Origin of the sequence: Mycobacterium syngnathidarum, assembly GCF_001942625.1 — a bacterium.
In the GTDB taxonomy this organism is placed as follows: Bacteria; Actinomycetota; Actinomycetes; order Mycobacteriales; family Mycobacteriaceae; genus Mycobacterium; species Mycobacterium syngnathidarum.
In genome coordinates this window covers 274,608-296,051 of the sequence record NZ_MLCL01000062.1, presented here as the reverse complement: position 1 = coordinate 296,051, position 21,444 = coordinate 274,608, and the positions used below count along the sequence as shown (strand labels likewise).

The 21,444-nt window shown below is 66.7% G+C and carries 21 protein-coding genes and 1 pseudogene; 6 read left to right on the top strand and 16 right to left on the bottom strand.

Features of this window, described 5'->3' with window-relative positions; all coding sequences use genetic code 11:
* Position 1 precedes the first annotated feature (1 nt).
* The 4 genes from BKG60_RS17005 to BKG60_RS16990 are packed head-to-tail and all read right to left on the bottom strand — an operon-like array spanning position 2 to position 4,167.
* Entirely contained in the window at positions 2-1,270 is a 1,269-nt protein-coding gene (locus tag BKG60_RS17005; protein WP_070944821.1) for a class I SAM-dependent methyltransferase, read from the bottom strand.
* On the bottom strand, positions 1,267-2,013 hold the full coding sequence (locus BKG60_RS17000) for a DUF1365 domain-containing protein (protein ID WP_070944822.1): 747 nt from the start codon (positions 2,011-2,013) through the stop codon (positions 1,267-1,269). The genes BKG60_RS17005 and BKG60_RS17000 overlap by 4 nt, the downstream gene beginning before the upstream one ends.
* Positions 2,007-3,308 carry an NAD(P)/FAD-dependent oxidoreductase gene (locus tag BKG60_RS16995; protein ID WP_070944823.1) on the bottom strand — a complete coding sequence of 434 codons (1,302 nt, stop codon included), beginning with the start codon at positions 3,306-3,308 and terminating at the stop codon, positions 2,007-2,009. The genes BKG60_RS17000 and BKG60_RS16995 overlap by 7 nt, the downstream gene beginning before the upstream one ends.
* A 43-nt stretch (positions 3,309-3,351) precedes the next feature.
* Positions 3,352-4,167, bottom strand: a complete 816-nt coding sequence (locus tag BKG60_RS16990) for an LLM class F420-dependent oxidoreductase (RefSeq protein WP_070944824.1) — start codon at positions 4,165-4,167, stop codon at positions 3,352-3,354.
* A 62-nt stretch (positions 4,168-4,229) separates the two neighbouring features.
* Between BKG60_RS16990 and BKG60_RS16985 the strand changes: the two genes are divergently transcribed.
* Complete coding sequence (locus BKG60_RS16985; protein ID WP_070944825.1) at positions 4,230-5,327, top strand: glutamate--cysteine ligase; 1,098 nt, start codon at positions 4,230-4,232, stop codon at positions 5,325-5,327.
* A 5-nt stretch (positions 5,328-5,332) separates the two neighbouring features.
* Here BKG60_RS16985 and BKG60_RS16980 read toward each other — a convergent pair.
* The 5 genes and pseudogenes from BKG60_RS16980 to BKG60_RS16960 all read right to left on the bottom strand — a co-directional run.
* Positions 5,333-5,743: pseudogene (locus tag BKG60_RS16980) on the bottom strand (gamma-glutamylcyclotransferase family protein); the annotation flags it as partial.
* Positions 5,744-6,970 carry an Nramp family divalent metal transporter gene (locus BKG60_RS16975; RefSeq protein ID WP_070944827.1) on the bottom strand — a complete coding sequence of 409 codons (1,227 nt, stop codon included), beginning with the start codon at positions 6,968-6,970 and terminating at the stop codon, positions 5,744-5,746.
* A 90-nt stretch (positions 6,971-7,060) separates the two neighbouring features.
* Entirely contained in the window at positions 7,061-7,285 is a 225-nt protein-coding gene (locus BKG60_RS16970) for a hypothetical protein (RefSeq protein ID WP_070189202.1), read from the bottom strand.
* Between the two features lie 124 nt (positions 7,286-7,409).
* Complete coding sequence (locus BKG60_RS16965; RefSeq protein ID WP_070189201.1) at positions 7,410-8,489, bottom strand: NAD(P)H-dependent amine dehydrogenase family protein; 1,080 nt, start codon at positions 8,487-8,489, stop codon at positions 7,410-7,412.
* An 8-nt stretch (positions 8,490-8,497) separates the two neighbouring features.
* Positions 8,498-9,289, bottom strand: a complete 792-nt coding sequence (locus tag BKG60_RS16960; RefSeq protein ID WP_070944894.1) for an SDR family oxidoreductase — start codon at positions 9,287-9,289, stop codon at positions 8,498-8,500.
* 184 nt (positions 9,290-9,473) lie between these two features.
* Here BKG60_RS16960 and BKG60_RS16955 point away from each other — a divergent pair, with 184 nt between their 5' ends.
* Positions 9,474-9,950, top strand: coding sequence for a glucose-6-phosphate dehydrogenase (locus tag BKG60_RS16955; RefSeq protein ID WP_070944828.1), 477 nt, complete (start codon positions 9,474-9,476; stop codon positions 9,948-9,950).
* A 153-nt stretch (positions 9,951-10,103) separates the two neighbouring features.
* The gene (locus BKG60_RS16950; protein ID WP_239252145.1) at positions 10,104-10,427 is read left to right on the top strand and encodes a hypothetical protein; all 324 of its coding nucleotides are present in this window, start codon (positions 10,104-10,106) and stop codon (positions 10,425-10,427) included.
* Between the two features lies 1 nt (position 10,428).
* Here BKG60_RS16950 and ku read toward each other — a convergent pair whose 3' ends face one another.
* Together ku and BKG60_RS16940 are read right to left on the bottom strand one after the other, a co-directional pair.
* Positions 10,429-11,292 carry a non-homologous end joining protein Ku gene (gene ku / locus BKG60_RS16945; protein WP_070944829.1) on the bottom strand — a complete coding sequence of 288 codons (864 nt, stop codon included), beginning with the start codon at positions 11,290-11,292 and terminating at the stop codon, positions 10,429-10,431.
* 60 nt (positions 11,293-11,352) lie between these two features.
* Complete coding sequence (locus tag BKG60_RS16940; protein WP_070944830.1) at positions 11,353-11,988, bottom strand: pyridoxamine 5'-phosphate oxidase family protein; 636 nt, start codon at positions 11,986-11,988, stop codon at positions 11,353-11,355.
* 79 nt (positions 11,989-12,067) lie between these two features.
* Here BKG60_RS16940 and pdxR point away from each other — a divergent pair, with 79 nt between their 5' ends.
* The gene (gene pdxR / locus BKG60_RS16935) at positions 12,068-13,495 is read left to right on the top strand and encodes a MocR-like pyridoxine biosynthesis transcription factor PdxR (protein ID WP_070944831.1); all 1,428 of its coding nucleotides are present in this window, start codon (positions 12,068-12,070) and stop codon (positions 13,493-13,495) included.
* Here the strand turns inward: pdxR and BKG60_RS16930 are convergent.
* Both BKG60_RS16930 and BKG60_RS16925 read right to left on the bottom strand, forming a co-directional pair.
* Positions 13,486-14,406 carry a carbohydrate kinase family protein gene (locus BKG60_RS16930; RefSeq protein ID WP_070944832.1) on the bottom strand — a complete coding sequence of 307 codons (921 nt, stop codon included), beginning with the start codon at positions 14,404-14,406 and terminating at the stop codon, positions 13,486-13,488. The two genes, pdxR and BKG60_RS16930, sit on opposite strands and share 10 nt — an antisense overlap.
* 23 nt (positions 14,407-14,429) lie before the next feature.
* Positions 14,430-15,047, bottom strand: a complete 618-nt coding sequence (locus tag BKG60_RS16925) for a cutinase family protein (protein WP_083339249.1) — start codon at positions 15,045-15,047, stop codon at positions 14,430-14,432.
* Between the two features lie 126 nt (positions 15,048-15,173).
* On the opposite strand from BKG60_RS16925, the gene BKG60_RS16920 reads away from it, so the two are divergent.
* Together BKG60_RS16920 and BKG60_RS16915 are read left to right on the top strand one after the other, a co-directional pair.
* Positions 15,174-17,441, top strand: a complete 2,268-nt coding sequence (locus BKG60_RS16920) for an ATP-dependent DNA ligase (RefSeq protein ID WP_120764952.1) — start codon at positions 15,174-15,176, stop codon at positions 17,439-17,441.
* Between the two features lie 81 nt (positions 17,442-17,522).
* Positions 17,523-18,794 carry an ATP-binding protein gene (locus BKG60_RS16915; RefSeq protein ID WP_070944833.1) on the top strand — a complete coding sequence of 424 codons (1,272 nt, stop codon included), beginning with the start codon at positions 17,523-17,525 and terminating at the stop codon, positions 18,792-18,794.
* Positions 18,795-18,819: 25 nt separating this feature from the next.
* Here the strand turns inward: BKG60_RS16915 and rnhA are convergent, their stop codons facing one another.
* From rnhA to BKG60_RS16900, 3 genes are read right to left on the bottom strand one after another with little or no spacing between them, the layout of a single operon-like run.
* Positions 18,820-19,326 carry a ribonuclease HI gene (gene rnhA / locus BKG60_RS16910; protein WP_070944834.1) on the bottom strand — a complete coding sequence of 169 codons (507 nt, stop codon included), beginning with the start codon at positions 19,324-19,326 and terminating at the stop codon, positions 18,820-18,822.
* Positions 19,327-19,374: 48 nt separating this feature from the next.
* Positions 19,375-20,013 (bottom strand): VOC family protein, encoded by a 639-nt coding sequence (locus BKG60_RS16905; RefSeq protein WP_070944835.1) that lies wholly within the window; start codon positions 20,011-20,013, stop codon positions 19,375-19,377.
* A gap of 24 nt (positions 20,014-20,037) precedes the next feature.
* Complete coding sequence (locus BKG60_RS16900) at positions 20,038-21,432, bottom strand: acyl-CoA dehydrogenase family protein (RefSeq protein ID WP_070944836.1); 1,395 nt, start codon at positions 21,430-21,432, stop codon at positions 20,038-20,040.
* Positions 21,433-21,444 lie beyond the last annotated feature (12 nt).

Sequence of the window (21,444 nt, the reverse complement as noted above, 5' to 3'; positions counted from 1 at the left end):
TTCACCGGTGCCCTCCGATCGGTGCGAATGTCCACTGGTAGACGTCGAGATAGCCGGAGGCGAACCCGGCTTCGGAGTACGCCAGGTACAGCTCCCACATGCGGGCGAATACATCGTCGAAACCGAGCGCTGCCACCGTGTCACTGCGCGAGACGAACTGTTCTCGCCACAGCCGCAAGGTCTCGGCGTAGTGCGGCCGCAGCGACATCACATCGACTGTGCGCAGCCGGGTTCCGTGCTCGGTCAGTCCGATGATCGCCTCGGTCGACGGCAACAGACCGCCGGGGAAGATGTACTTCTGGATCCAGGTGTGTGTGCCGCGTGAGGCCAGCATGCGATCGTGCGGCATGGTGATGGCCTGGATCGCGACCCGGCCTCCAGGAGTGACGAGCCGGTCGAGTGTTCGAAAATAGGTGGGCCAGAATCGATATCCCACGGCTTCGATCATCTCGACCGACACGACCGCGTCGTAGCAGCCGTCGGCGTCGCGGTAATCGAGCAGGTCGATACCGACCCGGTCTGACAGGCCGGCCGCCGCCACCCGTTGCCGGGCCAGCCGTTGTTGTTCGGACGACAGGGTGATCGAGCGGACGCGCGCCCCACGCTGTGCGGCGCGGATGCAGAGCTCACCCCAGCCGGTGCCGATCTCCAGGACGCGGCTGCCCGGCCCCACGCCCGCCGAGTCGAGCAGTCGGTCGATCTTGCGGCGCTGGGCGTCGGCCAGGCCGGCTGCCGTGCCCGGAAGTTCAGGGAACAGCGCGCTGGAGTACGTCATCGTCTCGTCGAGAAACTCCGAGAACAGCTCATTGGAGAGGTCGTAGTGCGCCGCGATGTTGCGCCGGGACTGCGCCGGGTTGTTGCGGGCTGACCGTGGTGATCGGGGCAGCGTCACAGTACGAAAGCGTTGCAGCGCAGCGGGAACCAGGTCGCCCATCGACCTGCCGAACTCGGTGAGCAACCCGACGAGGTCGGTGGAGTGCCACTCACCGGCCATATACGATTCGCCGAACCCGATCAGGCCGTGACAGCCGATCCGCCGAGCCACGGCCCCCGGCCGTTCGATGACCATGGTGGGCAAGGTCGGATCAGCCGCCCCGATCACGGTGCCGTCGGGAAACGCCAGCCGTACCGGCAATGTCGCGGCGGCCCGTCGCAGTAGTTGGTCGGCCACCGCGCCGGAGATCGCGGCCACCGGTCCGCGCGGTGGATGGGCCACGTCGGGCCAGCGGGTCGGGTCGATGGCGGGATAGGTCCCGGTCCGGGTGCTCACAGTGCCCTTCCTCGGTGCTCGGTGACGAACTCAACGGCTTCGTCGGTGGGTCGGGGCACCAGCGGGACCCGACGCAGCCACAACTTGATTCCCTCGACCCGGATTGCGAGGGCCCCGGCCAGCGGGGCCAGCGGTGCGACGAATTGCAGGCGGAGCAACTGCCGCGCGTTCGCCACCATGCGCTCGCCCCGCAGGGTGGCGACAAACGCCGGATGCCCTTGGCGGTGCAGGGAAATGGTCACGTCAAGATGTTCATCAGGCTGTGGTGCGCGGACGCGGTAGTGCCCGTCGACGTCATTGAAGGGCGAGACGTACAAGCGCTTGGACACGCATGCGGGTTGTCCGGCGGGCAGCAGATAGGCGTGCCGCTGGCCATAGGTGTTGTGAACCTCGGCGATCACACAGCGCAGCGTGCCTGCGGCATCGTGGCACCAGTACAGGCTCAGCGGGTTGAATACGTATCCGAACACTCGCGCCTGCAGCAACGCGGTCACCCTGCCCCCGCGAAGATCCACATCGTGCGTCGACAGAAACGTGTCGACACGTTGGCGCAGCGAGTCTTTCGGTTTGCCCGCGAAGTGGTCTTCGGCCTCGAATCGGGCGAAAGGTGTGAGCCAACGCGGCAATCGCGGCATCCGGTCGAGATCGACAAACCAGCTGTAGCCGCGGTAACTGAAGCGATGACGCACGGGTGCGAGCCGGACATGGGTAATTTCAGTGCGGTACAGCGCGGGGCTCAGCATGCCGCCGGCTCCGCAACCGTGCCTTCGGCCCATCGGGCACCCAGGCGCTCGGCGGCCCGCAGTCCCGAGGCGGCGCCGTCCTCATGGAAGCCCCAGCCGTGGTAAGCGCCGGCGAACACGACGCGGTCATCGCTGAGCGCAGGTAGAAGCTGCTGCGCGGCAACAGATTCGGAGGTGTAGACCGGATGGTCATAGACCATCTCGGCCAGGACCTTCGACGGGTCCACGCGGTGGGCGCCGCCGAGGGTCACCAGATAGCGCCGAGTGCCGCCGAGCCTCATCAGCCTGGTGATGTCATAGGTGACGGTGACGGCGTGATCAATCGGGTCGATCAGATAATTCCAGGAAGCGCGCGCTCTCGGCAGGCGTGGGAGTACCGACTCGTCGGTGTGCAACTGCGCCTGGTTGACGCTGTAGGGGATGGCCCCGAGGATGCTCCGTTCGGCCTCGGTCGGGTGGTCCAGCATCATCAGCGCCTGATTGGGATGGGTGGCGATGACCGCGGCATCGAACCTCCGGGGAGGGTGTCCGTCGACGGTGACCAGAACGCCCTCGGCGCACCGCCGCACGGACCGTACGTGCGCGCCGGTGACCGCCTCGGGTAGCCCGGACACGATGGCCTCGACGTAGTTGGCCGACCCGCCGACCACCGTGCGCCATCTCGGCGAGCCGAACACCGAAAGCATGCCGTGGTGCTGCAGGAAGACGAACAGATACCGCGCCGGGTAGCGCAGCGCTTCACCCGGCGGGCAGGACCACACCGCGGCGACCAGCGGAGTCATGAATCGCTCGGTGAAATACCGGGAAAACCCGTGCCGGTGGAGGAACGCGTCCAAGGTCACCTCGCCTTGTGTTGCCGGCCGCCGCAGCAATTGGGTTGCCAGCCGGTGGAATCGAGTGATCTCGGCGAGCATGAACAGGTAGCGTGCCCGCGTCAGGTTGGACAAGGAAGGGAACAACCCGCCCAAGCCCCGCGCGCCCGCGTATTCCAGGCCGGTTCCTTCATCGCGTACCGACATCGACATGTCGGTCTCCTGCGTACGGATCCCCAGTTCGTCGAACAGCCGGCACAGAGTCGGATAGGTACGGTCGTTGTGCACCAAGAAGGCCGTGTCGAGCGCAATGGTGCGGCCGTCTGCTATGACCTGCTGGGTATGGGCGTGGCCGCCGAAGCGGCTGTCGGCTTCCAGCAGGGTGACACGGTCACGCGCGGATAGGACATGGGCAGCCGTCAGGCCGGCAACACCGCTACCGATCACCGCAATGGCGCGCTCGCCAGGATGAGTGTGCTCCACACCCGGTATTCGGAGCCGGGCACGGCCCGGATGGGAAGGACTTTTACCGGAGTTCGGCGATCACCTTCCCGAACGCCTCGGCGTGGGCGATCTGCACGATGATGTAGGTGATCCCGTACTGTGCGCGCAGGCCGCGGATTCGGTCGGCCATGGCGCTGACCGATCCGGACAGCACACCGGGGTGGCGGAGCAGCTCGTCGTCGCTGAGCCCCGGCAGGAAATGGCGTGGCACATTCAGAATCGGCATCTCGGTGCCGGGGGCGGGCATCGCCGTGATGGCGATATTGAGTTCCAGGTCGCCGAACCTGTCGCCGGCGGCCTTGCGCAGGAACGAGATCCGCTCGGCCAGTGGGTCGCCGTCGACGTGGTCGCCGCCGGTGAGGCCGACGATGTCGGCCGTCTGAGCGGCCACCGTCAGCAGCCGGTCGCCGTTGCCCGCGATGAGGATAGGAATGTCGGGCGCGTGCTCGTTCAGGTACTCGGTGGTGTGGCGTAGATAGTCGACGCGCTCGCGCGCGCTGGGGAACGGAAGTTCGGCTGCTTCGAACTCCTCGCGCACGTAGCCGGCGCCCAGGCCGAGGTCGAAGCGTCCCTCGGACAGATCCCACAGGGCGGTGGCGTCGCGGGCCAGCAGTGCCGGCTTGTAGAAGGCGGCATTGAGCACGAACGTCCCGACGCGCAGTGTGCTGGTGGCCGCGGCCACCGCTGTCAGAGTGGGAAACGGGGCCGGTGCACCGAGATGGTCGGGAACGTTGAGGACGTCGAAGCCGAGATCTTCGGCCCGGCGTGCCACGTCGGCGATCTGCGATTGGGATCCGGTGGCGCGCAGGCTGACACCAAAACGGAAATCGTTGGGCATCACCCGATCTTAGGCATGGCGCCGGCAGGTTTGGGGGCGTCGGCGGCGGGCAATTCTGAGCCGTGACAAGTCATCCGACGGTGGGCGTGGAGGAAGAGTTCCTGCTCATCGACCCGCAGAGCGGCGAGCCGATCGCCCGGAACAAACAGGTCGCGGCGTGTGCCGCCGAGCACGGCGTAGACCTGCAACTGGAGCTGACCAGCTGTCAGGTCGAAACCACCACGGATGTGATGGGCACCAGCAGTGCGCTACGGCGCGAACTGACCAGGTTGCGCCGTATCGCCACGGAGGCTGCCGCGGCCAACGGGGCACAGCTGTTGGCGGTCGGGCTGCCGCCGACCGTGCCGCACAAATTCCCGGTGACACCGACCGCGCGTTACCGCAGGATCGCCCACCGCTTCGGCATGGTCGCCCATGAGCAGGGCATCTGCGGCTGCCACGTCCACGTCGCGGTACCCAGCCGGCCGCATGCCATCTATGTCAGCAACTGGCTGCGGCCCTGGCTGCATGTGTTGTTGGCGCTGACCGCCAACTCGGCGATCTATCGCAACACCGACAGCGGCTACGCCAGCTTCCGCAGTGTGCTGTGGTCGCGCTGGCCGTGCTCGGGTCCGCCACCGCACTTCGATTCGGCCGCGGACTACGAGGCAAGCATCGACATGCTGCAACGGGCCGGGGCCGCCCTGGACGACGGCATGATCTATTGGGATGTGCGTCCGTCGGCGAATTTCCCGACCGTGGAGGTGCGGGTCTCCGACGTACCCGCGACGGTGGCCGAGACGGTGCTGCTCGCCACCTTGATCCGGGCCGGGGTGATGACCGCGCTGCAGCTGCGCGCCGAGGGTGAATCCGTTCCGGTCCTGGCGGATTACGCGGTCCGGGCGGCGCACTGGAAGGCCGCCCGCGACGGGCTCGAAGGCGACGGCATCTACCTGCTGGGAGACCAGTCGACAGTCTCAGTGCGCGAACTCTTGGACCGATATCTGGAGACGGTACGGCCCGCGCTGGAGGTGTTGGGCGAATACGAGATGGTGCACGGTGAGATCGCACGTATCGCCGCCGAGGGTAACGGCGCGATGCGGCAGCGACGGGCCTGGCGCCGACGCAACGAAATCGCCGATGTGATCCGCGAATTGGCGTCAGCGGTGACCAGTGACTAAACCGCCCAGCGGCGCAGGAAATCAACCCAGGTGTGCGGAAGTTCGTGGTGCACCGCACCGGCGAGGATGCGTTCGAGATAGCCCGGCCGCGGTGGACCTGGCTCGACGCGATGGTCGATGTAGACCCAGGCCGGCGCGGGGCCGCCGTCCGTGTGCACGGTCAGCCGGTCCCGGCGATAGCGCACCGGGACTCCCTCGGCGCTGTCGAGTGCGGCCAGATCGTGGTCGGTGACATGCCACAACACACCGTGCACCGCGGTCATGTCGAGAGGTTCAATCGTGGCCACACCGCGCTGGTTGATCAGCCAATTGTGGCCGTCGAGGCGGGCCGGTCGGGGATCGACCGCCCCGGGACAGCGCCGGGCCATCTGTGCCACGCACAGATTCGAGCCGTAGGCGAAGTACGGGTGCAGCATTCAGCCCGTGACGGTCAGGTAGATCAATACCACGTTGAGCACACTAATCAACCCGGCAACTCCCCAGCCCAGTGCGGTGGTGAACCGGTGGTTGACGTCCTCGCCCATCAGGTTCGCTTTGCTGGTCAACCGCACCAGCGGTATCAGTGCCAGCGGTATGCCGAAGGACAACACCACCTGGGACAGGACCAGGGCGCGACTGGGGTCCACGCCGATGGCCAGGATGACCAGCGCTGGGATCAGGGTGACCATCCGCCGCAGCAGCAACGGGTAGGAACGACGCAGCAATCCCTGCATGATCATCGCGCCCGCATACGCGCCGACGGAGGTCGATGCCAGGCCGGAGGCCAGTAATCCGATGGCGAACATTAGGGCAACCGTGGGGCCCAAGGTGTCGCGCACCGCGGCGTGGGCGCCCTCGATGGAGTCGGTGTTGTCGCGTCCCTGCAGGTTGGTGGCCGAGACGAGCAGCATGGCCAAGTTCACCGCGCCGGCCAGCAGCATCGCCAGGCCGACGTCGTAGCGGGTGATCCGCAGCAGGCGCCGCCGGACGGCGCCGGGTTGGAGATGACCGTGGCGATCGCGGGCCAGACCGGAATGCAGGTAGACCGCATGTGGCATCACGGTGGCCCCGAGCATCGCGGTGGCCAGCAGCAGGCTTTCGGCGCCCTGGAAGCGCGGGATAAGACCCGTGGCAACCTCGGCCGGCGGGGGAGTGTTGACGAACAGACTGGTGAGAAACCCGATGGCGATGATCATCAGCAGCCCGGTGATGACCCGCTCGAATACCCCTTGCCCCCGCCGGTTCTGCACGCTCAGCAGCAGCAGCGACACCACGCCGGTGATGACGCCACCGACCAGCAGCGGCAGGTCGAACAGCAGGTGCAACGCGATGGCCCCGCCCACAACTTCCGCGAGATCCGTTGCTACAGCCACCAATTCGGCCTGTATCCAGTAGACGATCCGTGTCGGGGTGCGGGTGTGGTCGGCAACGACCTCGGGCAGCGATCGTCCGGTGACCAATCCGAGTTTGGCCGATAGATACTGCACCAGGCCCGCCATGGCGTTGGCCACCACGATGACCCAGACCAGTAGGTAGCCGAACTGGGCTCCTGCGCTCACGTTGGCGGCGACGTTGCCGGGATCGACATAGGCGATCGCGGCGACGAACGCCGGGCCGAGCAGCAGCCAGCTCGGCGTCACGCGCGTCTTGGTGTCCTGTAACAATGCCCCTGCTTTCTATCCGGGTGTGCGAATAGAAAAGTTAGGGTACCCGAAACCTTGTGGTGATCGTCAGCCGCGGGTCGAACATGACCGTCACCAGCCGACGCCTCCGAACCCGAAGACCGGTCCGTACCAGGGCCCGTAGTTGTTCATCGCCGGCGGGGAGGTCACGATCGCAGTGCTGCCATTGGTCTGGCACTGGGTGGTGTTGGGCGACGTGTTGGTGCAGTTCGGCGCGGCCGCGCCGGCCGGGGCCGTCAGAATCGCCGAACAGGCCACCGCCAGCCCTGCGGCCAGGCACCGAACCGTGTTGCTCATGACCTACTCCGATCGTGGAGTAAGTCTACGTCCAAACGCTACTGTCAGCGCTGGTCAGAGGACGAAAAACTCATCATTCCAGGGGGTGAGGCGAAACCTCATCGCAGCTCGTTCCGCCGAGGACTTATCCGGCAGCGACGTACAGACCACGGCCGGTGATCAACGGCAGATCGAGTGTGGTCCGGATGCCCGGCTTGGCGTCCACCACTGCCGGGATGGCATTGACCACCCGCGCCGCCGTCGCGACCAGACCAGCATGGTTGTGGTCGCCGTTAGGGCTGCTCAGGCACAGGTCCAGGGTGTAAGACGGTTCGCCGGTCACCACCACCCGGTAGGAGCCGCCCTCCTGCGCGGGCTGCGGCCAGTCCGGGCACAGGTCGTCGCGCAGCCGCGTGACGTGCTCAAGCACCACCGCGGCCTTGCCGTCGCGCATACCTCGCACTTCGAACCGCAGCGCTGCGGTCGTGCCGGCGGGGATGTGCCCGGCCGCAATCTCGAAGTCTTCCGGAGCCGGCACCCGGGTGTGTTCCTCGGTGACCTCATCGAGTTCGATACCGAGCCCGGCGGCCATCTGACGCACCACCGAACCCCACGCCAGGCTCAGCACTCCTGGCTGCAGCAGCATCGGGGTCTCGTCGATCGGCTTGCCGAAGCCCATGACGTCGAACATCACCGCTGCGCTGTCGTAGGTCGCGTAGTCGACGATCTCCATGCAGCGGATCTGCTGGATCTGCTGACACGTGCCGGCAAGGGCAAGCGGCAGAAGGTCATTCGCGAAACCGGGATCGATGCCATTGACAAACAGTGACGAAGATCCCTCTTCGGCAGCAGTGGCGATCGGCTCGATCAGCTCGGCCGGTAGCACCTGCCACGGGTACTGCAGGAACACCGCCGAGCTGGCCACCACGTTGACGCCGGCGGCCAGGATGCGCCGGTAATCCTCGAGTGCCTCGGGCAGCCGGTTGTCGGCGAGCGCGGTGTAGACCACGCAGTCCGGCTCGGCGGCCAAGATCGCGTCAAGGTCGGTGGTTGCCAGGATGCCGGTCGAAACATCAAGGCCGGCAAGCTCTCCGGCGTCCTTGCCGGCCTTGGCCGACGAGGACACCCACACACCGGTCAGTTCGTAGTCCGGATTGGTGACGAGCTGCGCCAGGGCGTGCTTGCCGACGTTTCCGGTACCGACCGCGGCTACCCGAATGGTCATTGTTCTCCTCAGAGGTCAGGGATGGGCAGATCGAGATTGGGCATGTTGAGGCCGCCGTCCACTTCGAGCACCTTGCCGGTCAGGTAGCTGCCCGCGGGGGAGGACAGGTACACCGCGGCGGCGGCGATGTCGGCGGGGTCGCCGAGGCGACGCAGCGGGGTGGCCTTCTCCATCGGGTCGCGCAGCGCCTCGTTGGAGGCGACGATGTCGAGGGCTGAGGTCAGAATCGAGCCCGGCGCGATCGCGTTGACGCGGATGCGCGGGCTCAGGTCGAGTGCGGATAGTCGGGTGTAATGCGCGAGGGCGGCCTTGGCGGTGCCGTAGGCGGCGAACCCGCGTCCGGCCAGGCGGCCCACGGTGGAGGTGATGTTGATGATGCTGCCGCCGCCGGAGTGCTCGAGCATCAGCGGTACCGCCGCACACGTCAGCGCGTGCGCGGTGGACACATTGAACGTGAACGCGTCGCGCAGGTCCTTGGTGGACGTGTTCAGGAGCGGTGCGGGCATGGTGCCACCGACGTTGTTGACGACGATGTCTAGTTTCCCGAACGCGTCGACGGCAGCGGCCGCGAGTTCCGCGGTGGCCTCGGGATGGGCCAGATCGGCGGCGACGACGTGAGCCTGGCGTCCCACTGCCGCGATCTGCTCGGCGACCGCGTCGAGTTGGGCCTGGGTGCGGGCCGCGATGACCACGTCGGCACCGGCTTCCGCGAATGCCAGGGCGGTGGCTGCGCCCAGTCCGCGGCCCGCTCCGGTGACAACCGCAACCTTGTCGTCCAGTCGGAATCTATCCAGAATCACGTGCACTCCGTTCGCTTGCTCGGCGCCACGCTAGCAGGGTGAGCAGACGCTCGTGGGGCATTTCTGAAACACGTTCTAGTTGGTCTGTGGATCACTGCGCCGACATGGTGGGTCGCCCAAATCGCCACCGCAGCCCTGGTGGCGGGAGCACAATCGAGTTGTCAGCTCAAGGTGGGGAGTCGCCATGACCCAGCAGCGATACGACTTCTTCGGCGATGCTTTCGCGGAGTATTTCCACCCCGCCGTCGACCGTTACCCGTCGACGGCCGGCACCCTCATCCACCGCTTGCTCGCCTGCACCGATGACCTGCAGGACCGGTTGGCTCAGGCCCGTCTGGCGGCCTCGGTATGGGGTGAAGAGGAGTTGGGCCACCCCGGCCGCGCGCACCCGGCCGCGGAGTTGTTCGTCATCACCCAATGCGGGCTGATGTACGGCGCCCGGTTCGCCGATGCTCGTCACGGCCTGTATTACCTGGCCACCCCGCGCACGATGTTCGACGCGTTCGTCGATCAGATCGAGCACACGCCGCTGCGTCCTGGCGTGGTGGTCGCGGTGGACCGCCGCTGCAGCCATGACCTCGAATCGGCCCACCCGATGGACGCGGCGCTGCGCCGCATCCTCGACGAGCACGAGGCTCTGCGCGTCGACGTGCCTGCCTGACCACGGTCCCGGCGGGCTTATGTTAACGCCGTGTTGCGGCGGTATTCACTGTGTGTTAACCGGTGTGCATTCGGTATGAGATTGTCCGACAACGGAATTCGCCGTCCTAGGTTTAGCCCACATCACCGAAACCGAAGGGATGGGCTGAATCCAGTGAAGCCGAAGTTGACAAGCACGTGTGCCGCCGCTGTCGGATTGTGTGGGCTCGGGACTGCGTTGGCTGCGCCGGCCGGCGCAGCACCGACCGACGCGTCGGCGAGTGAGACCATCAGCGAACTCGAAAGCCAGGGTTACCGGGTGATATTGAGCAAAGTGGGCACCAAGGCGATGGACGACTGCACGGTGAGTGCCGTCCGGCAAGGCCGTACGGTCACCGCACCGCAGATACCTGTCGGTGCGGCAAGCATCACGTCGTTCAACCCCGGACAGAATCTGCAGTACACAACGGTCTACGTGGATCTGGACTGTCGCCGCTGAGCTATTTCTTGGCGGAGGCCTTCTTCGTCGCCGCCTTCTTGGCAGGCGCTTTCTTGGCAGGCGCTTTCGCCGAACCGCCACGTGCCTTCACGCTGGCCTCGAGTTTGGCCAGCAAGTCCGACACATCCTCGGTCTCGTCGAGCTCGGTCGGCTGTTCCTCGACCGAGAAGGCTTCTCCGCCTTCAAGTTTAGCTTGAACCAGCTCGCGTAGCTGTTCCTGGTAGTCGTCGCGGAACTGGTCCGGTTTGAAATCGTCGGTCATCGACTCGACAACCTGACCTGCCATCTTCAACTCGGCCGGTTTGATGTCGACTTCCTTGTCCAGCACCGGGAAGTCGGGGTCGCGGATCTCGTCGGGCCACAGCAGCGTGTGGATCATCATGACGTTGCGCTTGCTGAAGTCCTTGACCCGCAGCGCGGCCAGCCGCGTCTTGTTGCGAAGCGAGAAGTGCACGATCGCGACCCGTTCGGTCTCGGCGAGGGTCTTGGCCAGCAGCACATAGGACTTCGACGACTTGGAATCGGGCTCCAGAAAATAGCTCTTGTCGTACATCAGCGGGTCGAGCTGATCGGCCGGGATGAACTCGACCACCTCGATCTCGCGACTGCGTTCCTCCGGCAGGGTGGCGATGTCCTCGTCGGTGATCACCACCATCTGTCCGTCGTCGGACTCGAACGCCTTGTTGATGTCGCGGAACTCGACGACCTCGCCGCATACTTCGCAGACCCGCTTGTAGCGGATGCGCCCGTTGTCCTTGGCGTGGACCTGATGGAACTTGATGTCGTGGTCCTCGGTCGCGCTGTAGACCTTGACCGGTACGTTCACCAGGCCGAAGGCGATCGAACCCTTCCAGATGGATCGCATTTGCCCAGTATGGCTTGATCTGGCCGCGAGTGCGAAGAACCGCCGGATCGGTGCGCCGCGTCAGGTGCCCTTGACCAGGCGGCCAACCGACTCGGGAGTGTCGACGTCCGCACTGACCCACGGTGCGGGAATCGGATCGCCGGCCACGGTCCGTAACGGCACTACGCCGGCCCATCCGCCGGAGTCGGCTGCCTCGTCGGGCGGGGATGGCGGCCCGACCCGCACCTTGACCGTCCAGCCGTCGGGGGTGATCGGCAGGGCCATCGCGAGTGTCGCCGAGAGCTCCTTCGTGGTGCTGGGCCGCACCTCAGAGCTGCGGCCGGGAATCAGCGCGTCGCTCATCAGATCCAGTGCGTATGCCGCGTCAGACGGATCGATGACGGTCAGGTGGCCGCGCACGACGGCCGACCGGTAGTTGGCTGAGGAGTCGAAAAGCGTATCCGCCACCACGATTCCGTCCAGCAGCGTCACACAGAACGCGGCCGGCGCTCCGGCTGCGACATGCCGCAGTGCGCCCGCGCCGGTCGACCCGTGCAGGATGATCCGGTCACCGTCCCGGGCGTAGAGCATCGGTACGACCCACGGTTGTCCATCCAACACTGTCGCCAGGGTGCCTACGGCGGCGGCGTCGAGCACCGCGTCCAGGTCGGGCCGGTCGGTGCGGGCGCGCTCGCGTTCTCTCCTGATCTGCTTCACACGACGTATTCTGCGGACATACCGGCCTGGTCGGAAGATCCAGAACTGGCAATAGTGTGCAGACCACTATTGTGGCGACATGGCACGCCATGCACCCGAGCTGCACCTGGTCTGGCAGCTGCCCGCTGACGGGGCGCCGCTGCGCCAACGCATCGCTGCGGCCGTCATCGAGCAGATCAGGCTGGGCGGGCTGTGTCCCGGCGACGCGCTGCCGTCGACCCGCAGCCTGGCCGCAGAACTCGCGGTTGCCCGCTCGTCGGTGGTCGACGCCTACGACGAACTGGCCGCGGCCGGCTACGCCACCGCCCGCCCCGGGTCGGGCACCCGGGTCGCGGCCGGTGCCGATGCCGCAGCCCACGCAGGCGCGGCCTCCCACGTCAGCTCGAGTGGCCTCACGACCTCGGTGCCGGCGGCTCCGAGACCGTCACCACCCGTCTGGGATCTCACGCCCGGCCACCCTGATCCCAGCCTGATCTCCACGACCGACTGGCGGCGGGCCTGGCGAACGGCCGCGGCCGCACCCGTGCCTGCCGCCGCCGCTGGACCACAGGGCCATGCTGAACTCCGCGCGGCCCTGGCGAGTCATTTGCGTCGCACCCGCGGGATCGTCACCGACGCGGACGATCTGATCATCGTGCCCGGCGTGGCCGCTGCGCTGCGCACGCTCTCCGCGGCGGCCGGACTGAACGGGCGCGATGTGGCGTTCGAGGAACCGGGTTATGACGAAGCCCGGCGTACGTTCGAAATGTCCGGCGCCCGAACACGTGCGGTGGTGGTCGACGGCGACGGGCTGGATCCTGGATCGCTGCGTGATTCCGATGCGGCCGTGTATTGCACTCCGGCACATCAATATCCGCTCGGGGCGCGGTTGCCGGTGGGCCGCCGTGCCCGGCTGGTCCAGTGGGCGGTCAAGACCGGCGCCCTGCTGATCGAGGACGACTATGACGGCGAGTTCCGCTATGACGTTTCCGCGCTGCCCGCGTTGCGCGGGATCGACGACGGCCGCGATTGCGTGGCGTACATCGGGACGGTGTCCAAGATCCTCACGCCCGCGCTGCGGGTGGCCTGGCTGCTGCCCCCGCCGGGGCTGCGCGATGACGTCGCCGATGCGCTGGAGCGCAGCGGTGAATCCATCTGTGGGGTAACCACTCTGGCGTTGGCGCGGTTCATCGATTCGGGTGCGATGACCCGCCACCTTGCCAGGGCGGCGCGCACGTACTCGGCGCGGCGGTCCGCACTCGTCGGCGCGCTCGGCCGGCGGCGCAGGGGACTCCAGCTGGAGGGGGTCGAGGCCGGGCTGCACGTGGTGGTGCGGCTACCCGATGAGAGCGACGACCTCGCGATCACCGCGCTGCTCGGTGAGCAGGGAGTCACCGCAGCGCCGCTGTCCACCTACTTTGCCGGTCCGCCCGGCGCTCGAGGCCTGGTGTGTGGATACGCCCGGCTGCCCGAGACACAGGCTGACGCGGTTGCCGAGCGCATCGTGAGCGCGATCGGTCAGCTCTGAGCGCCGTCTCGCGTGGCGCGGTCAGGCAGGTCGGCGCCCGGCCGGGCCACCGTCAACGCCGCGGTCAACGCGGCGCACCTCAAGACGCCTTCGAGGTCCCCGGCACTTATCCGGGCCAGGTCACGGCGGCGGTCGGCACCCAGCAATCCCAATGACCACAACGCGTCGAGCAGGCCCGTCATGAAGGCGTCACCGGCGCCGACGGTGTCCACCACATGCACCGGCTGCGCCGGAACCGACACCGATCCGGCTCGGCAGACCGCGAAGGCGCCCTGCTCGCCGGAGGTCACCGTGACCACGGACGGACCGGATTCCAGCCAGGCCCGCGCGATCTGTTCGGGGGAGTGGCGGGGGGCCAGCCAGCGTAGATCGGCTTCGGATGCTTTGACGATGTCGGCGCGTTCGACGAGTCGGTCGATGCGGCCGCGGGCGATGTCGCCGTCCTGGATCACGTCCGGCCGCACATTCGGATCGAAGCTGATGGTCGCCGACATGCGGTAGGCGTCCAGCAGCGCGGCAGTAGCCCGACATCCCGGCTCCAGAACTGTGGCGATCGAGCCGGTGTGGACCAGTTGCGGGGTGGCCACCTCGGGGGTGCCGGTGAGCTGCCAGTCGATGTCGAAGGTGTAGTTGGCAGAGCCCGCCGCGTCCAGGACAGCCAGAGCGGTTGGTGTTCGGCTGGCCGTCGTGCTTCCCGAAACCAGTTGCACCCCAGAATCTTCCACGTACTTGATGATGCGCTTGCCGTGATCGTCCTCGGCGATGTGGGTGAGAAAGTCGACACCGCGGCCCAGCCGGCTCAGCCCGACGGCGACGTTGAGCGGGCTGCCGCCCACGTACTCGCCGATGACCGCGCCGTCACTCTCGACGACGTCGATCAGCGCCTCGCCGATAACCAGGGCCCGGCTCATGGCTCCATGGTAGGTGCGTCTGGCTAGACCCGTCCGGCGATGAAACCCGCCGCCTGGTCGGGATACGGCGGGAGTTCGTAGGCGCTGTGCGCGGCGCGGAGACGCCCACCCTGCACGCAGATCGGATCACCGGGGCTGCACAGGTCGATGGCCCGACCGGCGAATTGCCCGGCCCCCGACAACGGCGTGCCGAACCGATTGCCGGGGTTGCCGAACACCGCGACGGCGGCGACCCGGTCGGCACTGTTGGGCGGCAGCGGGGGAGCTGAGCCGATGGTGCCGATCCGGTCACCGATCGGAGGTACGCCCGCCAGCATGGAAACCGCAGCCGCGCCTTGCGAGAAACCACCGAGCACCACCCGGGTGCCGGGGCATTGATCGGCCAGCCAGGCGATGTGCCCGGCGGCATCGTTGGCCCCGTCTGCAGTCGTCAGGAAATTGATCCCGGCCGGATAGTTGACCGCATACACGCCGAGGCTGCGCGGTGCGATCCGCGGGCCGAGCTGGTCGACCAGAGCCTGGCCCACCCGGCCGATCCCGGGCGGCTCACCGGTGCCGCGGGCGAACACCACCTCGACGTCCGAGCAGGGATCGGCCGACGCGGCAGGCGCCGGACCGCAGAAAACGAGCGCTGCGGGCATCAACATGACCGCGACCCAGCGGAGGAGCAAACTGGCCATGGGATTCAGTGCCATCGGGCCATGCTGACATGGCGACGGAGTCTGTGTCTCGGATGTTGGGTATACGTTGGCCTCATGGCGGGCGTGATGGAGCGCTATGAGCGGGTTCGGCTGACGAATCCGGACAAAGTGCTCTATCCGGCCACCGGCACCACCAAAGCCGAGGTTTTCGACTATTACCTGAGCATTGCCGAGGTGATGCTGCCGCACATCGCCGGGCGCCCGGTGACCCGAAAGCGTTGGCCGAACGGGGTCGCGGAGGCGTCTTTCTTCGAGAAGCAGTTGGCGTCATCGGCGCCGGGTTGGCTTGAACGCGGCACCATTGCGCACAAGTCGGGCACCACGACTTACCCGATCATCAACACCCGCGAGGGCCTGGCCTGGATCGCGCAGCAAGCGGCGCTCGAAGTGCATGTGCCGCAATGGCGGTTCGATTCCGGCGGCGGTCAGGGGCCGGCCACCCGAATCGTGTTCGACCTCGATCCTGGTGAGGGCGTCACGATGCCGCAGCTGTGCGAGGTGGCCCAAGCGGTGCGCGAGCTGATGGGGGATATCGGTCTGACGACGTTTCCGCTCACCAGCGGCAGCAAGGGCCTGCATCTGTATGTGCCGCTGGCTGAGCCGATCAGTTCCCGGGGCGCCTCGGTCCTGGCCAAGCGGGTGGCCCAACAGCTCGAGCAGTCGATGCCCACGCTGGTCACCGCCACCATGACCCGCAGCGTGCGCTCCGGCAAGATATTCCTGGACTGGAGCCAGAACAGTGGATCCAAGACCACGATCGCCCCGTATTCGCTGCGGGGGCGCGAGCACCCGACCGTCGCGGTGCCCCGCACCTGGGACGAGATCGGCGATCCCGACCTGCGCCACTTGCGATTCGATGAAGTGCTGCAACGGGTTTCCGATGACGGCGACCTGCTGTCCGAACTGGATGATGATGCCCCCGTGGCTGACAAGCTCACCACCTACCGCACCATGCGCGACGCCGCCAAGACTCCCGAACCGGTGCCCCAGGACATTCCGGCAACCGGCAACAACGACCGCTTCGTGATCCAGGAGCATCATGCCCGGCGGCTGCACTATGACCTGCGACTGGAACGCGGCGGCGTGCTGGTCAGCTGGGCGGTGCCAAAGAACCTGCCCGAGACCACCGCGGTGAATCACCTTGCCGTGCATACCGAAGACCACCCGATCGAGTACCTCACCTTCCACGGCGCGATTCCCAAGGGGGAGTACGGCGCAGGCAACATGGTCATCTGGGACACGGGCACATACGAAACGGAGAAGTTCCGGGTTACCGACAACCCCGAGGACCGCAACGGCGAGGTCATCATCACGCTGCGCGGCGAGAAGATCGAAGGCCGCTATGCCCTGATCCAGACCGAGGGCAAGAACTGGCTGGCGCACCGGATGAAGGACCAGAAATCAGCTACCCCAGAGCCCCAGGATTTCGCGCCGATGCTGGCCACCGAGGGGTCCGTCGAGAAACTCAAGGCCTCGCAATGGGCGTTTGAAGGCAAGTGGGACGGCTACCGGCTACTGGTCGAGGCCGATCATGGCCGCCTGCAATTGCGGTCGCGCCGCGGGCGCGATGTCACCGCGGAGTATCCGCAATTGGAGGCGCTGGCAGCCGATCTCGCCGACCATCACGTGGTGCTCGACGGCGAGGTGGTGGCACTCGATGACCATGGGGTGCCCAGTTTCGGCGAGATGCAGAATCGGGCCCGCTCCACCCGGGTCGAGTTCTGGGCATTCGACATCCTGTGGCTCGACGGCCGTTCCTTGCTGCGGGCCAAGTACTCCGATCGGCGAAAGCTGTTGGACGCGTTGGCAGTCGGTGGCGGACTGATTGTCCCCGAACAGTTGACCGGCGACGGTCCCGAGGCGATGGTCCATGCCCGTGAGCACAGGTTCGAGGGCGTGGTCGCCAAGAAACGGGACTCGACGTATCAGCCGGGCCGGCGGTCGGCGTCCTGGATCAAGGACAAGATCTGGAACACCCAGGAAGTGGTGATCGGTGGCTGGCGGCAGGGGGAGGGCGGCCGCAGTAGCGGCATCGGGGCGCTGATGCTCGGGGTGCCCAGGTCCGACGGCCTGCACTTCGCCGGCCGCGTCGGCACCGGGTTCACCGAGAAGGAACTGGCCAAGCTCAAACGCATGCTGGCCCCGTTGCACACCGAGGACTCGCCCTTCGACAAGCCGTTGCCGAAGCTCGACGCCAAAGGGGTCACGTTCGTGCGACCGGAGCTGGTGGGGGAGGTCCGCTATAGCGAGCGCACCTCGGATCACCGGTTGCGGCAGCCCAGTTGGCGGGGACTGCGGCCGGACAAGACGCCCGATGAGGTGGTGTGGGAGTAGGCGCTCGGAACCCGTCCGTTTGCCTGATGGGATCTCGTCCATTTGTTAAATAGAAACTCGTCCATCTGTTAGATTGAGCTGGTGGGATACCGTCGGCGCATTGTAGATGAGCTGCTCGACGAGCTGTTTTCGCACCTACCCGCCATCGCCCTCGAAGGCGCCAAAGCTGTCGGGAAGACTGCCACTGCAAGCCAGCGCGCCGAGACTGTCGTCTCGCTCAACGATCCCCGTCAACACGAAGTGGTTACAGCCGATCCTGATTACATCGTCCGAGCACCTCATCCAGTGTTGGTCGACGAGTGGCAGCTGGAGCCGTCGGTCTGGGACCGCGTTCGGCGGGCGGTCGACGACGATTCGTCGGGTGGCCGATTCCTGCTTGCCGGATCAGCTGGCGTCGCTCCTGGCGTCCGAATCCATTCGGGCGCGGGTCGCATCGTCAGCCTGCAGATGCGGCCGATGGCGCTCAGTGAGCGTGGCACCGCCCATCCAATTGTTTCGTTGCGGGAGCTCCTGTCCGGCGAGAAGCCGGACGTCGCCGGACGATCCGATGTCACGCTGCCGATGTACGCCGATGAGATCCTGCGTTCCGGATTTCCCGGTATCCGAGACCTGCCCGAGCGGGCACGTCAGATCCAGCTCGACAGCTATGTGGCGCGGATTGTCGAGCGCGAGCTTCCCGAGAACGGCTACGTCGTACGAAGGCCGGCCACGCTCATGTCATGGCTCTCCGCGTACGCCGCAGCGACCAGCACCGATGCCTCCTTCACGACCCTGCTCGACGCCGCGACGGCCGGCGAATCCGACAAGCCTGCCCGACAAACCGTCGACAGCTACCGCAACCATCTGCAGCGTCTCTTCGTCCTGGATCCGGTGCCGGCTTGGGTGCCCACGTTCAGTCCTCTCAAGCGGCTCACGCAGACCCCCAAGCATCATCTCGTCGACCCCGCGATCGCGGCTCGGCTCGTGGGTGTCGGAAAGGCTGGATTGCTCCAAGGCGATGGCGTCAGGGTCGCTCAGGCGACCGGGACGTGGCTCGGGGCGTTGTTCGAATCCCTTGCAGCACAGAGTATTCGCGTTTACGCAGGTGCTTCCAACGCTCAGGTCGGGCACCTGCGAACGAAGAACACCGAACACGAGGTCGATCTGGTCGTGGAGAGTGAAGACCGGCGGGTCGTCGCGATCGAGATCAAATTGGCGGCCACCGTCACCGACCGTGACGTGCGGCATCTGCACTGGCTCCGTAGCCAGATCGGAGATCGCCTCGTCGACAGCGTCGTCGTGACAACCGGCGAGTTCTCCTATCGGAGACCGGACGGTGTCGCGGTCGTCCCGCTGGCGCTGCTGGGACCATGAGGCCGCAGATCGACGGGAAGCCCGTTCAGCCGTTGGCGGCGCCGGCCGCCGCGGTCTCTTGGTGGCCCGCCGCGACCGCTTCGAGCAGACCCCGCGTCGCCAGTTCGTCGGCCAACTCGTTGTCGGCGATGCCCGAGTGGCCTTTCACCCAGAACCACTCGACCTGGTGCCGGGCGCACGCGGCCTGCAGCCGCTGCCACAGATCGACGTTTTTCACCGGCTGTTTGGCGGCGGTCAGCCAGCCGTTGCGTTCCCAGCCGAGCACCCACTTGGTGATGCCGTTGCGCACGTAGGTGCTGTCGGTGTGCAGGTGCACCACCACCGGTCGGGTGAGTGCCTCGAGCGCCATGATGGGCGCTGTCAGCTCCATCCGGTTGTTGCTCGTGGTGCCGGGGTCGCCGCCATACATCTCGCGCACGCGCTCGCGGTGGCGCAGCACCGCGCCCCATCCGCCGGGGCCTGGGTTGGGCCGGCAGCCACCGTCGGTGTGGATCACGACGACGTCGTCGCTGAGGAGTCCGGCGTCGGTCATGCGCTGAGGATAGGCAACGGAGTCGGTTGGTCTGCGCCCCGACACACGTCAACGGCGGGGAGTCGCCGAGATCACGGCCGTGCGGACCGACATTCCGAGGTCCCTGTTCCGGACCGTGGTGATCCGCCGCCCCGGCTGGACGGCGTCCTTGATCGGGGCGGTGTGCTTGCCGAAGAAGGCGGCGGTCGCGTCGACGTCGTCGACGACGTAGGTGATCCCCCACAGCTTCGACGGACCGTCAGACGCGGTCGCGGGCGATCCGACCACCTCGAGGATCACCTCCCCGAGCCGGAAGAAGACCTGGCGCATCGGCCGGCCACCGAGTTCGGCGTCCCGCTCCCGGCGCGGCTCCACGCCGATGGCACCCAGCGATGAGACGGTGCGGCCGAGGTCGGGGGACAACAGCACGACGTGGTCGATTGCGCTGACGCCATTCGGGTGTGTGCCCGCATCTGCGATGTCTGTGGTTGACCGCAATGTCGGGACGCCGTCGACGTCGTCGAACGATCCCTGCGGTGGCAGACCGCGCAATGACCACCCGACGATGCCGGTACCGCGATCGTTTCCGACCAGCCGGATGCGAACGCCGCCCACCCGGCAGACCGCGTCGGGATCAACACTGAACCCGGCTCGCGCCCAGGCGTCCGGTGGGTCGGCGACGTCGAGCACGTCGACGGTGACGGTCATGGACGTCGAATCTAGCTGGCCGGCTCACTTGTGGGGCGGTCGTAGCACCTTCATCGCCAGTCGCATGACCGGATCGGGCACCCGGTCCTTGGCGGACAGTGCCGTGTTGGCCGCACGGGTGCGCAGTGGGGTGCCGCGACCGAACCACCGGTTCAACGGCCCACCGGATGGCTCCAGGTCCACGTGTAGCGGAGGCTTTCCGTCAGCGGCGCCGAGCGCGTGCGCGATGACGATCCGCTGGATCTCGCTGGTGCCCTCAAAGATCGTGTACAGCTTGGCGTCCCGGTACCACTTCTCGACGGGGTGGTCGGTTATGTAACCCCAGCCGCCCATCGTCTGGATGGCCCGCTCGGTGGTTCTGACCGCAACCTCACTGGCGGCCAGCTTCGACATCGAACCCTCGCCACGCTCGAACGGAACGCCGCTGGCGGCCATCCACGAGGCTCTCCAGGTGAGCAGCCGGGCGGCGTCGATCTGGGTGGCCAGGTCGGCGAGCGGAAACGCCACGCCCTGGTTGTCGATGATCGGGCTGCCGAACGCGACGCGGCGGTTCGCGTACTCGGTGGCGTATTCCAGTGCGGCCCTGGCAATTCCGAGTGCCTGTGCGGCGACCATCGGCCGGGTCTGTTCAAAGGTGCCCAGGGTGGCAGAGCCCGAATGCTGCTCGCCCTCAACGGCTTCACGTGCCCGCGCCAGCTTGTACTCAAGCTTCTCCTGGCCGCCGAGCAGATTGCCGGCCGGTACCCGGACGCCGTTGAACTTGAGCTCGGCGGTGTGCGAGGCACGGCAGCCGAGCTTGTCGAGTTTCCGCACCATTTCCAGGCCCGGAGTGCCGCCCTCCACCACGAACAGGGCTTGTCCCTTGTGGCCGAGGTCTTTGTCGACGACCGCGTTGACCACGTGCACATTGGCGATGCCGCCGTTGCCGATCCACATCTTGTGGCCGTCGATGATCCAGTCCGCATCTGGCGCCGGCCCGCTCCGGGTGGCATACGTGCGAAGGTTCCGTACGTCGCTGCCGCCCTCGGGTTCGGAGATCGCCAGGGCCGCCAATTTGAGGTCGCCCGGGGTGCCGAAACACTCGGGTGCCCACTGCAGCATCTGTTCTGGTGAGGCGGCCTGGCCGATCGCCGACAGCGCCAATGCCGGCATGACGATGGCCAAGCCGATACCGGCACAGCCCCAGAACAGCTCCTCCATGAACATCGGCAGAGACAAGCCCGTGGGGTCACCGATCAGGTCGCGATAGAACAGCGGACTGTAGAAGCCCTGGGCCGCCGCCTCTTCGAGCACCGGCCAGGGGAACTCCTGGCGCTGGTCATACTCGGCGGCGACCGGCCGGATGACCTGCTCGGCGAACTCGTGTGCCCTTCGGGCCAGCTCATGTTGTGCCGCTGTGGGCGTGATGTCGAATGCCACAGCGGAGGGGGT